Origin of the sequence: Kibdelosporangium persicum (assembly GCF_013280595.1) — a bacterium.
In the GTDB taxonomy this organism is placed as follows: Bacteria; Actinomycetota; Actinomycetes; order Mycobacteriales; family Pseudonocardiaceae; genus Kibdelosporangium; species Kibdelosporangium persicum.
This window is the reverse complement of the sequence record NZ_JAAATY010000005.1, coordinates 318,642-330,754: the sequence shown is the minus strand read 5'-3', so window position 1 is coordinate 330,754 and position 12,113 is coordinate 318,642. Positions and strand designations below refer to the sequence as shown.

Genomic DNA, 12,113 nt, shown 5'->3' with positions numbered 1-12,113 from the left:
TTACGTAAACATCGACTCGCCGAGGCTAACCTGCTGACGTAAACATGTCCAGGACACCCGAGGAGTCCCCTGTCGTGCGCACTACCGGCGGAAGAGGCCCGTCCATGGCCGACGTGGCCAGGGAGGCGGGGGTGTCGGGGCAGACGGTGTCCCGCGTCGCCAACGGCAGGACGAACGTCGACGACGCCACCCGCGAACGGGTGCTGGCCGCGATGCGCCGCGTGGGCTACCGGCCGAACAGCGCGGCGCGGGCACTGCGCAACGGCAGGTTCCGCAGCATCGGCGTGATCATGTCCGCGGTGCCGACCTTCGGCAACAGCCGCACCCTCAGCGCGATCGCCGCCGCCGCGGTCGCCGAGAGCTTCTCGATCACGCTGATGCCGATGACCCGGCCGACCCAGGGCGAGGTCACCGGCGCCTTCAGCAGGCTCAACGAGCAGGCGGTGGACGGCGTGATCATCCTGATCGAGCGGCACGAGCTGGACGAGAGCGAGATCGAGCTGCCCAGCGGGCTTCCCGTGGTGGTCATCGACTCCAGTGCGCATTACACGTATCCCGTGGTCGACACCGACCAGGCCGAGGGCGCCGCCTCGGCGACCCGCCACCTGCTCGACCTGGGCCACCGGACCGTCTGGCACATCGCCGGCCCACCTCAGTCGTACGCGGCCGAACGGCGCCGCAAGTCGTGGCAGGCGACGCTCGAACGGGCCGGCCGGGAAGTACCGCCCGTGCTCACCGGCGACTGGTCAGCCGAGTCAGGCTACGAGCACGGGCTGCGGTTGGCCGACGAAGCCACGGTCACAGCTGTCTTCGCCGCGAACGACCAGATGGCACTGGGCTTGTTGCGGGCGCTGCACGAGAAAGGCCGGGCCGTGCCGGGCGAGGTGAGTGTCGTCGGATTCGACGACATGGACGGGGCCGCGCAGTTCTGGCCCCCGCTCACCACCGTTCGCCAGTCGTTCCAAGCGGTCGGCCGCAACGCCGTGGCCGCCCTGCTCGCCGAGATCACCGGCGAGGCCCAGGCCACCGAACCGGTCAGTGTTCCGACCGAACTGGTCGTCCGGTCCAGCACGGCACCACCACCGGTCACCCCAGGGTGATCCTGTCGACGTTCGGGCCGCCGTTCGAGGTGGTCGCCGTGGCCTTGACGGTGTTGGTGCCTGCCAACAGGTTCACCGGCACGGTCACCGTCCGCCAGTCCGACCACCCGTCGGTGACCGGGAAGGTGACCGTCCGGGCCAGGATGCCGTTCACCCTGATGTCCATCGGCCGTCTTTCGGAACTGCCGTTGGCGAACCGGAAGACCACATCCGCTGCCGTGGTCGTGGACGCGGTCACCGTCCACTCCACCGAACTGCCCGCCTCGTTGTCGTAGTTGACGTACCCGGAGCCGGTGAACCCGGCGTGTTCGGACTCGACGTCCCCGTGGCGGACCCTGGCGTTCTCGGCCTGCAGTTCGGCGGCCGAGAACTTGGGCGGCGCCGGTTCCGGCGGCGGCGGCGCGGGCACGTGACGGCGGTGTTCGGGTGGGACCGTCGCCGGGGTGTTCCGCGCTGGAATGTCGTGCGCAGTGCTTGGTGGCGTGTCGATGGGCGGCGCCGGGAGGATCACGGACACAGAGGACGGTGGCGGTGGGAGTGTCGCCTCCTTGGTGGCGTCAGCCTGCGGCACGGTGATGCGCGCGCCGACCGGTTGGTCGACCGGACTCATCAGCAGCGTCGTCACCACGGCGACGACCGCGCACGCACCGGCGCCGACCACCGCCCACCTCACCCTGCGGTTCACCCGACCTCCTTCCGGACCGTCGCGTCAGGATTAACACAACACAGGGAACGATCAGGGCGGACATGTGCGCAGGGCATCTCCTCGGGGCGCCGGCCGTGCAGTACCGGTCGCTCCCCGACGCGCGGGTAATCTCCGGCGGCGCCGCGGGTGGTGCCGGACGAGTAACAGGCGTTCGTCCTTTTGTCATCGGAGGGGGAGCGCTCGTTGCTCCCTCTGGGGGAACGACTACGTCGCGCGTTGACCCGATGGCGAACGGCCAGCAAGGTTTTACCCGTGGGTAGTGCCCTTGCAACCCGTCGGCAGGGCAATCTGCCTGCTGACACGACGAGTTTCGTAGGCCGCAAGCAGGATCTGGCCGAGGTCAGGAACCTGCTGTCGAAGGCACGGCTGGTGACGTTGACAGGCGTGGGCGGCGTCGGCAAGACACGGCTGGCGTTACAGGCCGGGACCGACCTGCGTCGTGTGTTCCGTGACGGGGTCTGGCTGGTCGAACTCGCGGGCCTGCGCGGCGGCGACCTGGTCCCGCACACGATTCTCGAGACGCTCGCGGTGCACGACGAGACCGGACGCGATCGGACCGAAGTGCTCGCGGGCCATCTCCGCGACCGGCAGTTGTTGTTGATTCTGGACAACTGCGAACACCTGGTGGAAGCGTGCGCGGACCTGGTGGACGTCCTGCTACGAGCCGCGCCCGGGCTGCGGGTGCTCGCGACCAGCCGGGAGCGGCTCAGCGTCAGGTGCGAGCACCTGTGGCGGGTCGATCCGCTCCCGCTGCCGGAATCCCCAGAGTCCTTGTCGCCCGGGGAATGGGCACGTTATCCGGCGCTGACGTTGTTCAGTGAACGCGCGGCCGCCGTGCGACCGGGTTTCGCGGTGACCACGGAAAGCCAGGGGCAGATCGCCGAGGTCTGTCGTCTGCTCGGCGGTATCCCGCTGGCCATCGAACTGTCCGTGGTCCAGCTCAGGGTGCTGACGCTCCACCAGTTGCGGGCCCGACTGGCCGATTGCTACCGGTCGCCGGCCGTGCTTACGCAGGGCAGGCTGCCCCGTCACCAGACGCTGCGCGCGGCGGTCGAGTGGAGCTTCAACCTCTGCACACCGGCCGAACAGAACCTCTGGATGCGGGCGTCGGTCTTCGCCGGTGGCTTCGACATGCGCGCGACTGAGGAGGTCTGTTCCGGAGCCGGTCTGGCCGCCGAGGAGGTGCTGATCCATCTGTTCCGGCTGATCGCCAAGTCCGTGCTGGTCTGCGAACCGGACGTGGCGCGCAGCCGCTTCCGGCTGCTGGAGCCGCTTCGGCAGTACGGGCTGGAGAAGTTGCGGGAGTCCGGCCAGGAAACGGCCGTGCGGCGCAGGCACCGTGACCACTACCTCGACCTGGCGGAGCACTGTGAGAGGCAGTGGTTCGGGCCGAGACAGGCGGAGGTGGTCAGGCGGACCACGCTGGAGCACGCCAACTTCCGTGCCGCGCTGGACTTCAGCCTGTCAGCACCTGCCGAATCGGCGGCAGGCCTGCGGCTCGCCGCCACCTTGTGGTTCTACTGGATCGGTTGCGGGACACTGGGTGAGGGGCGGCATTGGCTTGACCGTGCCCTTGGGTCCACTGTGGTGTCCGCCGGGGCGTTCGGTGACGACCGGAGAAAAGCGCTCTGGGTCAACGGATACATCCGTACGCTGCAGGGGCAGGTCGCCGAGGCTGTCACCATGCTTGAGGAGTGCCGCGACTGTGCGAGCGACTCCGGCGACGACGTGGCGCTGGCTTACGCCGTGCACCGGCTCGGGTGCAACGCGCTGGTCGGCGACGACGTGGACTACGCGAAATCCCTGTTCAAGGACGCACAGGAACGCTACCGGCGCCTGGGTGTGCTGGACAGCAATGTGCTGATGGCCGGGATCGAGTCGGCCGTCGCCTCGGTGTTCCAGGGTGATCTCGACACAGCGGCCGTCCTGTGCGACGAAGCCTGTGCGATCGCCCGGGCGCATGGCGAGAAGTGGGCGTACGCCTACGCGATCTACGGGCTGGCGCTCGTGGCGTTGAGTCGCGGCGATCTGCGTCAGGCAGCCGAGTACGGCCGGCAGTGCCTGCGGATCAAGCGCGAGTTCAAGGACCAGCTGGGCATCGTGCTCGCCGTCGAAGTGCTCGCGTGGACCGAGGCCGCCCACGCCAACTGGGACCGTGCCGCCACGATGCTCGGTGCGGCACAACGGATCTGGCGGTCGGTCGGTTATCCCATGTTCGGCTCGCTGTACTTCGGGGCTCCGCGCGCGGACTGCGTCACGCAGTGCCGGCAAGCGCTTGGCGACCGCCTGTACGAAGCGAAGGTCGCCCACGGCGAGGAATTGACTTTCGAAGACGCGATCGCCTACGCGCTGGCCGAGGACAAGACAGCGCCGCCGTCCGCGGACACCTCCCGGTTCGCGGCCTTGACCGAACGGGAACTCGATGTGGCGCACCTGATCGCCGCGGGCCTGTCGGACAAGGCGATCGCGCGGAAACTCGTGATCTCCCAGCGCACGGCCGAAGGGCACGTCGACAGAATCCTGCGGAAACTCGGCCTCGACTCACGTACCCAGGTCGCCACCTGGATCACGCAGGCATCCGTGCCCGACAAGCAGTGACCGGCCGGTGTCGCTTGGGTCACATTTCCCGTGCGCCAGAACCTTCCTGCCGATGCGAGCGCCTGTCTGGGAAACGGTCGCAGAGTCAGGAAGGGGAAACCATGCCGAGGATCACCACGACAGGACGCGTGGTCGGTGGGCTGGTCGCGGTGTCCGGCCTGATCGCCGCAGGCGTCATCGGGACCGCGGGCGCGAGTGACGCGTCAGGGAGTGCACAGGAAATGAGCGAGCAGGAAGCCAGGCCGCCGAAGGGCGCACGGGCGACGGTCCGGGTCAGCCCGAACCCCACCACCGAGCGCGGCCAGGAAGTCACGATCACCGGCGACTGCGGCGGGGGAACCGGCCTGAAGACGGTGCTCGGCGGCTTCCCGGACAATCCGGCGCTGGTGAACATCCGGATTCTCAAGAACGACCCCAACGGTTTCCTCGCCAAGGCGAACGTCGCGCCGACCGTGGGCAACGGCGTCGGCCCGGTGTTCGTCGACTGCGGCGGGGAGGCCGGGGTGACCCTGCTCGTGACGCACGTGTAAGACCGGGCGGGGCGGGCACCCGAGAGGTGGCACAGTGCCAGACCATCGAGGAGGCCGACGCCATGAGCACCTTCGACAAGGCCAAGGACAAGGCCCAGCAGGTCGGCGGTGAGGCCAAGCAGCGACTGGGCGAAGCCACCGACAACGAGGACATGGAAGCCGAAGGCAAGCGTGACAAACTCGGCGGCGAGATGAAGGAAGCCGGTCACGACCTGCGCGACAAGGGCGCCGCGGCAGTACACGACGCCAAAGAGGCCCTGAAGGACGACAAGTAAGCCTCGTGAGTGTTTATCAGGGTTCTAACCCTGATAAACACTCACGAGAGGGGGTGTCAGCTGATCGGTTCTATCCAGATGTTGCGGAACCTCGGGTTCTCACCGGGATCGCCGTGGTCCTGCAGGCGGATCGCGCCCGCGGCGGCGCTTTCCGGATCGCCTCCGCCGGTCGGGCCGTCGATCGCCACGTCATTGTGGACGGTCACGCCGTTCCAGACGACGGTCACCCGTGCGTTGTCGGTCTTGTTCCCGGCGCTGTCGAACCGGGCCGCGCGGAACGTGATGTCGTAGGTCTGCCAGGTCAGCGGAGCCCTCGCGGCGTTCACGTCCGGTGCCTTCTTCGAGTAGATCGCGCCGGCCTCGTCGTTGGCGAGACTGGTGTCGCCGTACGAGTCGAGCACCTGGAGTTCGTAGCGCTCCTGGAGATACACGCCGCTGTTGCCGCGTGCCTGTCCGGTCACGTTCGACGGGTAGTTGGGTTCGTACCACTCGACGTGCAGCTTGAAGTCGCCGAACTTCTGCTTGGTACGGATGTCCCCGCCGAGGGTTTCCATCGAACCGGCGGTGACCGGCCACGTCGCCGCGCCGCCGGACTTCAGTTCCCACGCGTCGAGTTTGTTGCCGGTGAACAGGGGGATACGCGTGGCCGCGGTGACGGTGATGTTGTCGAGGTTGACGTTGCCCGCGTCGCCGTCGTCGAACCGGTACGAGATCGAGTTAGCGCCGGCGTTGAGGGTCAATGCCTCCGGTTGTGTCGCCCAGTTCTCCCAGGTGGTCGTGCTGGCCAGCCGGGTCTGCCGGACCTTGGTCCCGTTGACGTAGACGCTCACGGACTTCGCGCCGGGACTGGGATCCGGCCCGTTGGAGAACCGCAGGCCGACGTTGTAGGTCCCGGCCGAGGGCACGTTCACGGCGAACGTCGTGGCGGCGCCCTTGTTCCAGTACCCGTCGACGAATCCGGTGCCTTCGTAGCCCGTGTGGTTGGTGTTGACCGCCGCGCCACCGCTCAGGGCCGCGCGCTCCGCCTCATAGGTCACGCTGGCGGACGGCCCGCCCGGCAGGGAGTTGAGGGTGTACCACGCTTCCGTGCTCCACAGTGTCGTGCCGGATTCGGAAGCGAACGGCCGCGGCGAGCGGACGTGGACGACCCGTCCGGCCTGCAGGCCGGGGATCTGCAGGGTGACCTTCCTGCGGTCGGCGGAGACCGTCGCACTGGACACGCGAAGCGTCTGCTCGTCGACCTTCGGGCCGCCGTACGCGGGTGTCGGCACGTAACGCCATTGCGACACTTGGTACTTCGTCACGAGGTCCTGCACGGTCTCGGCCGACAACGGCTGGGTGTACTGAAGTTCGAACCCGCCTTGCACGGCCCGCATCGAGAGGATGTCGAAGGTGTTCGTGCCGTTGGGCGTGATCTTCTGCAGGCCGTAGGCGAGTTTGCCGGGCTGGCCCCAGTTGCCGCCACCGTCGATGCCGCCGGTGTAGATCGCGCCGTCCGGGCCGAGGCTGATCCGGCTGACTCCGGACTCGAGTCCTTGCGTCATCCGGAAAACAGCACCCTGGTACTCGCCGTTGACCTTCTCGAGGAACGCGCGCTGGAGACCGCCGTAGGTGACGTCACCGTACACGAGCTGCCCGGCGAAGGGCCCTTGCGGCAGCATGACGAGGTTGCTCGGCGAGTTGGCGATCTCGTTGTGCGGCAACCACAGTACCGGCGCCGTCACGGGCTGCGCGTCGAACGGGCCCGCCGGGTTGGTGTAGTGGTTGAAGAACCGGTTCTGCTTGACCCGGACCAGTTTGTTCGCGGGCAGCCAGCCGCCCTGGTTGTCGGTGACGAAGATGTCACCTTCAGGGCCCCAGCCGATGCCGTGCGGCGTGCGCAGGCCCCCCGCGATGTACGACACCTCGCCCGTTGCCTTGTTGACCTTGATCGTGGTGCCGCGGTTCGGCGCGGGCTGCGGATCGGTCGTGGCACCGCCGTAGTTGATGGACACGGAAAGGTTGGCGTAGAAGTAGCCGCCCTTGTACAGCAGACCGAACGCGAACTCGTGGAAGTTGCCACCGAACGGCCATGTGGCGACAGTCCGGTAGTTGTCGGTCACTTCGTCGCCGTTGGTGTCGTTCAGCTCGACGAGGCGATGCTTCTCGGAGACGTACAGCTTGCCGTCGACGTGCTTGATGCCCATCGGCTCTTTCAAGTCGCTCGCGACGCGCTTCGCCTGCACGCGTGACGGGTCGGTGTTGCCCGCGACGTTGCTGAGCAGGTAGACCTCGCCGAGCACGTTGTTGGAGCCACCCCACGTGGCGATCGCCAGCCTGCCGTCGGGCAGCCAGTCCATTCCGGTCACCTGGGGCTGAAACCCGCTGGGGCGCAGGTTGGTCAGCGTGAAACCGGGGTGCACGCCGGTCAACGGCAGGCCGTCGCCCGGTGAGTCCGCGGCGCCTTCGCACTCCTTGCGTCCCGGCGACGTCACGCGGACCACGTCGGCGTCGGTGCTGAGCACCGAGTTCGGCACCACGGCGAAGCTCGACGCGCCCGGTGGCTGCCATTCCAACGTGATCTGCTGGTCGGCGAGGTTGTCGAAGTGGTCGATCCGCAGCGCGTGGTAACCCGCGGTGAGCTGGACCGAGCCGGTCACCGGGGTCGCCCCGTGCAGCCCGTCGTGGTTGATGACCACCTGGCCGTCGATGCGCAGCCTTGAGCCGTCATCGCTGGTCAGGCGGAACTGGTAGGTGCCCGCGGTGGGGATGTTGATGTTGCCGGTCACCTCGGACACGAACATGTCGCTGATCCCGAAGTCGGCGGTGCCGGTCCAGTTGATCACCGGCATCAGCTTGTCGACGTTGGGGGTCTGACCGGACTTGATCGTGCACAGTCTGTCCAGCCCGGTCTGCAGGTCGTAGACCCGTAACGTCACGCCCGGCTGTTGCGGCGGGATGTCGGCGCGGGCAGGCGCCGTGACAAAACAGGACAGGAAGGTGAACAGGACTAGTGCCGCTACGAGCGACTGGCGGCATCGTTCGTGGACAGCCAGAAGCATCTTTGCTCCTTTGAGGAGAGCAGGGATCTCCGCTAATGCTCAGCGAAAGTACGGCCTACTTTTGCACAAAGTCAACGAAAGTAGGTTGGATTTGGGCCAAAGTTACGCCGAACAGCTCACCGGGCGGCGTGATCGACGGCTGACAGGGGTATCCGCCGTCCAGTCCGTCCGCTCGGCAGAGGAGGCTTGGTGAAGCCGCTACGGGTGATCATGTCGCCTTTCCATGACGGCCGGGAAGGGGTTGACCGTGGCCGGGGGCCCGCGCGGCTGGTGCAGGCGGCATCAGCCCAGCTCGCGGCGGTTCAGACGGTGACCGTTCCCGCCGTCGACCCCTCGTTGCCCGAGGCGGCCCGAGTCTTCGAACTGGCCCGCCGGCTCAAGGAGCACGTCCGGGCCGCGCTCGCCGAAGGGGTGTTCCCGCTCGTCGTCGCCGGGGACTGCAACAGCAGCCTTGGTACGTCCGCGGGATGCGGCACCGACGACCTGGGCGTGGTGTGGTTCGACGCGCACCCGGACTTCGACACCCCCGAGCGGTCCCACTCGGGTTCCCTCGACGCGATGGGGCTCGCGGTGCTGACCGGGGACGGCTGGTCGTCCCTGCGGGACCGGGTCCTCGGCCTGCGGCCGGTCAGTCCGGGCAACGTCCTGCAGATCAGCGTCCGGGACTACGAGCCAGGTCAGCGCGAGGACCTGTTGCGGTCGCCGATCCATGTGCTGGAAGGCAACACCTTCAGCGATGCCCGGCTGCGGGCGGAACTGGACGGTCTTCGCGGCCGGGTGAACCGGGTGTACCTGCACATCGACCTCGACTGCCTCGACCCGAGCGAAGGCGTCGCCAACCAGTACAGCGCCGAAGGCGGTTTGAGCCTCGTGCGGCTGCTCGGCATCGTCGGCGACATCTTCGAACGGTTCGACGTGGTCGCCGCGGCTGTCACCGCCTACCACCCCGAATCCGACATCGATGGCCGGATGGCCATCACGGGCAGCCGGGTGCTCACCGAGATAGCTCAGCTCGTGAACTAATTCGGCCGGTGTCGATGTGGGCCCGGCTCGTTCGACGCGTAGGCATGACTGACACCCCAACATCGACACGTAACCTCGACCGGTACGGGACCGCGGAACTGCCGTGGAGCCGTGCGCTTGACATCCTCACGGCCGATACGCCCACCGCGGACCTGACGTTCTTCGTCGCGACCGTACGGCCTGACGGGCGGCCGCACACCGCAGGCGTCGGTGCGGTGTGGGTGGACGGTGCGCTGTACTTCAAGGGCGGACCGGGCACACGCAGGTCGCGCAATCTGGCGGCCAATCCGGCGTGCAGTGTGTCGGTGCGCTTGCGTGGCCTCGACCTGGTCCTGGAAGGCGAGGCGCACCGGGTCACCGACTCGTCCACTCTGGAGCGTGTGGCGGCCGTCTACCGCACGGGCGGCTGGCCGGTCTCGGTGGAGGGCGACGCTTTCACGGCCCCGTACAGCGCGCCCAGCGCGGGCCCGCCGCCGTGGCACCTGTACCGCCTGACGTTGCACACCGCTTTCGGTGTGGCCAGCGCCGAACCGCACGGCGCCACTCGCTGGGATTTCGCCCGGTGAGCTAATCGGCGAGCGCGGTGAGCACGGCTTGGATCGCCGGGCTGGCGTTGGCGCTGCGCCGCCAGGCCGCGTTGATCTCTCGCTTCGGCCGGCGGCGCAACGGCCGGGATACGAGCCCATCGCCCAGGGGCGGGCGGGCGAGGCGGGGGATCAACGCGAGCACGTCGCCCGCGGCGACCAGCGCCAGCTGGGTGGCGAAGTCGTCGACCAGGTGGTGCACGTCGGGCTCTTCGGCGGCGTCCGCGAACAGGCGCCGGAACCATTGGTGGCACACCGAACCAGGTGGGCTGGTCACCCACGCGTGACCGGCGAGATCAGTGCCGGTGAGGGGCCGGTCGAGGCGCGCCAGCGGGTGCGTCCGGCTCATCACGACGTCGCCGACGTCGGTGTGCACGTGGCGCTGGGTCAAGGACAGGGGCAACGGGACTGGCAGCCCGTCGGCGTCGTGGACCAGAGCGAGGTCGGCCGTCGCGGCGTCGACGCTGTGCAGGGCCTGGTCGGGGTCCTGCTCGGTGATGTGCAGGCGCAGATCCGGGCAGTGCGCCGCCAGTCGCGGAATGACGGGCGCGAGCAGCCCACGGATGGCAGTCGAGAAGGCGACCACGCGCAGGACACCCCGCGGCGTGCCCGCCGAGACCGACTGGGCCGCTTCGGCACACCGCTCCAACGCCTGGAACACCTCGGCCGCCGAGTCCACAATGGCTTGTCCGGCCGGGGTGAGCACGACCCCGCGTCCCGCCGGGGCCAGTACGGGCACACCGACTTGCCGTTCCAGCCGCTTGATCTGCTGCGACACCGCGGAGGCGGTGAACCCGAGCTCCTCGGCCGCCCGTGCCAGCGTGCCGAGGGCGGCCACCGACCGCAACGCCCGCAGGGCAGCGACATCGATCATAAAGCCAGGTTACGCAATACCGGCAAGAAAGCATCGCTGGACCACACCTATCGGACGCGCCACGATCGGACCATGACCGACGCACAGCAGCTCTTCGGCGCCAACCTCGTCGCCATGGTGACCCCGATGAATCCCGACGGCACGATCAGCGAGCCTGGCCTGGCGAACCTCATGGACCACCTCCTGGCCACAGGCTGCGACGGGATCGTGGTGGCCGGGACGACTGGTGAGTCGCCCACCCTGACGGACGACGAGACTGTCCAGTCGGTCCGTGCCGTGGCGGCTCAGGCGAAGAGCCAGGCCCGGGTGACCGTCGGTGTCGGCACCTACGACACCGCCGCCAGCGTTCGCCGGGCACGCGAAGCCGAAGCGGCCGGAGCGGATGCGCTGCTGCTCGTCTGCCCGTACTACTCCAAGCCGACTCAGGCAGGCTTGATCGCCCATTGCGTGGCAGTGGCGGACGCCACCGAGCTCCCGGTGATGCTCTACGACGTGCCCGCCCGTACAGGCATGGCCATGGAAGCCGCCACGCTGACCGAACTCGCCGGGCATCCGCGGATCCGCGCGGTCAAGGACGCCAAGGGCAACCTGTTCGAAGCGATGTCCCTGATGGCCCGCACATCGCTGGCCTACTACTGCGGTATCGACGAACTGAACCTGGCCTACCTCGCGTGCGGCGCCACCGGTGTGGTCAGCGTCGTCGGCAATGTCGTCGCCGACCGCAACGCCGAGCTCATCCGGGCCGTCCGCGACAGCGATCTCGGCTCGGCGAAGGCGATCCAGGAGTCGCTGCTCCGGTTGATGGACGCCATCATGCACACGTCCCAGGGCGCCATCATGGCGAAGGCCGCCTTGGCCGAACTCGGGATCATCCCGCACGCGACCGTGCGCCTCCCGTTGGTCGAGTCGCCACCGCCCCACCTCCAGCGCCTCACAGCCGCGCTGGCCCCCCTCGTGAGCGTTTATCAGGGTTAGAACACGGATAAACGCTCACGAGGTTCACCAGGGCGGACGGGGAGTTAGGCCCGGGTCCATCCGGGTAGCCGATCGGCATGGCAGATGACTTCCCGATCAACGACTACGACCAGCTTTCCACGGGTGACCTGCGGCATCGCATCCGATCGCTGTCCGGGGACGAACTCCGGCAGGTCCTTGAGCACGAACGTGAGCACGCCAACCGGGCCCAGGTCGAGCAGCTGCTGATCACCCGTCTGGATGAACTTGCCGACGGAGCACAACCCGCAGGCGGCGACCAGCGCAACGCCCCGGGCGCCACGGATACCCCCAGGACGTCGCCGGTCTCGCCCGCGCACTCGCCCGACGACAGAACCCCGCTGCGCCACGGTGTGGCAGAACAGACGCCAGGCCGCGCCCGCGGATAG

At 68.1% G+C, this 12,113-nt stretch carries 11 protein-coding genes; 8 read left to right on the top strand and 3 right to left on the bottom strand.

Going from position 1 to position 12,113, the window contains the following annotated elements:
• Positions 1 to 104: 104 nt before the first annotated feature.
• On the top strand, positions 105 to 1,100 hold the full coding sequence (locus tag GC106_RS12425; RefSeq protein WP_173128846.1) for a LacI family DNA-binding transcriptional regulator: 996 nt from the start codon (positions 105 to 107) through the stop codon (positions 1,098 to 1,100).
• Here the strand turns inward: GC106_RS12425 and GC106_RS12420 are convergent.
• Positions 1,087 to 1,785, bottom strand: a complete 699-nt coding sequence (locus tag GC106_RS12420) for a carbohydrate-binding protein (protein ID WP_312872612.1) — start codon at positions 1,783 to 1,785, stop codon at positions 1,087 to 1,089. The genes GC106_RS12425 and GC106_RS12420 overlap by 14 nt on opposite strands.
• A gap of 273 nt (positions 1,786 to 2,058) precedes the next feature.
• On the opposite strand from GC106_RS12420, the gene GC106_RS49290 reads away from it, so the two are divergent.
• The 3 genes from GC106_RS49290 to GC106_RS12405 all read left to right on the top strand — a co-directional run bounded on the left by GC106_RS49290 (position 2,059) and on the right by GC106_RS12405 (position 5,209).
• Entirely contained in the window at positions 2,059 to 4,404 is a 2,346-nt protein-coding gene (locus tag GC106_RS49290; RefSeq protein WP_173128595.1) for an ATP-binding protein, read from the top strand.
• Positions 4,405 to 4,505: 101 nt separating this feature from the next.
• Positions 4,506 to 4,934 carry a hypothetical protein gene (locus GC106_RS12410; protein ID WP_173128592.1) on the top strand — a complete coding sequence of 143 codons (429 nt, stop codon included), beginning with the start codon at positions 4,506 to 4,508 and terminating at the stop codon, positions 4,932 to 4,934.
• A 62-nt stretch (positions 4,935 to 4,996) separates the two neighbouring features.
• Positions 4,997 to 5,209, top strand: a complete 213-nt coding sequence (locus GC106_RS12405; RefSeq protein WP_173128589.1) for a CsbD family protein — start codon at positions 4,997 to 4,999, stop codon at positions 5,207 to 5,209.
• Between the two features lie 56 nt (positions 5,210 to 5,265).
• Here GC106_RS12405 and GC106_RS12400 read toward each other — a convergent pair whose 3' ends face one another.
• Positions 5,266 to 8,250 (bottom strand): 3-keto-alpha-glucoside-1,2-lyase-like domain-containing protein, encoded by a 2,985-nt coding sequence (locus GC106_RS12400; RefSeq protein ID WP_173128586.1) that lies wholly within the window; start codon positions 8,248 to 8,250, stop codon positions 5,266 to 5,268.
• Positions 8,251 to 8,439: 189 nt separating this feature from the next.
• Between GC106_RS12400 and GC106_RS12395 the strand changes: the two genes are divergently transcribed.
• Positions 8,440 to 9,273 (top strand): arginase family protein, encoded by an 834-nt coding sequence (locus GC106_RS12395; protein WP_173128582.1) that lies wholly within the window; start codon positions 8,440 to 8,442, stop codon positions 9,271 to 9,273.
• 44 nt (positions 9,274 to 9,317) lie between these two features.
• Positions 9,318 to 9,839 carry a pyridoxamine 5'-phosphate oxidase family protein gene (locus tag GC106_RS12390; RefSeq protein ID WP_173128579.1) on the top strand — a complete coding sequence of 174 codons (522 nt, stop codon included), beginning with the start codon at positions 9,318 to 9,320 and terminating at the stop codon, positions 9,837 to 9,839.
• Between the two features lies 1 nt (position 9,840).
• Here the strand turns inward: GC106_RS12390 and GC106_RS12385 are convergent, their stop codons facing one another.
• Positions 9,841 to 10,731 (bottom strand): LysR family transcriptional regulator, encoded by an 891-nt coding sequence (locus GC106_RS12385; RefSeq protein WP_173128576.1) that lies wholly within the window; start codon positions 10,729 to 10,731, stop codon positions 9,841 to 9,843.
• Between the two features lie 72 nt (positions 10,732 to 10,803).
• Here GC106_RS12385 and dapA point away from each other — a divergent pair, with 72 nt between their 5' ends.
• Both dapA and GC106_RS12375 read left to right on the top strand, forming a co-directional pair.
• Entirely contained in the window at positions 10,804 to 11,706 is a 903-nt protein-coding gene (gene dapA, locus GC106_RS12380; protein WP_173128573.1) for a 4-hydroxy-tetrahydrodipicolinate synthase, read from the top strand.
• Positions 11,707 to 11,783: 77 nt separating this feature from the next.
• The gene (locus tag GC106_RS12375; RefSeq protein WP_173128570.1) at positions 11,784 to 12,113 is read left to right on the top strand and encodes a DUF8129 domain-containing protein; all 330 of its coding nucleotides are present in this window, start codon (positions 11,784 to 11,786) and stop codon (positions 12,111 to 12,113) included.

Excerpts from the sequence above, each read along its gene's own strand:
- GC106_RS12385 (WP_173128576.1), bottom strand. The coding sequence starts at position 10,731 with ATGATCGATGTCGCTGCCCTGCGGGCGTTGCGGTCGGTGGCCGCCCTC.
- GC106_RS12390 (WP_173128579.1), top strand. The coding sequence starts at position 9,318 with ATGACTGACACCCCAACATCGACACGTAACCTCGACCGGTACGGGACC.
- GC106_RS12375 (WP_173128570.1), top strand. The coding sequence starts at position 11,784 with ATGGCAGATGACTTCCCGATCAACGACTACGACCAGCTTTCCACGGGT.
- GC106_RS12410 (WP_173128592.1), top strand. The coding sequence starts at position 4,506 with ATGCCGAGGATCACCACGACAGGACGCGTGGTCGGTGGGCTGGTCGCG.
- GC106_RS12425 (WP_173128846.1), top strand. The coding sequence starts at position 105 with ATGGCCGACGTGGCCAGGGAGGCGGGGGTGTCGGGGCAGACGGTGTCC.
- GC106_RS12400 (WP_173128586.1), bottom strand. The coding sequence starts at position 8,250 with ATGCTTCTGGCTGTCCACGAACGATGCCGCCAGTCGCTCGTAGCGGCA.
- dapA (WP_173128573.1), top strand. The coding sequence starts at position 10,804 with ATGACCGACGCACAGCAGCTCTTCGGCGCCAACCTCGTCGCCATGGTG.
- GC106_RS12405 (WP_173128589.1), top strand. The coding sequence starts at position 4,997 with ATGAGCACCTTCGACAAGGCCAAGGACAAGGCCCAGCAGGTCGGCGGT.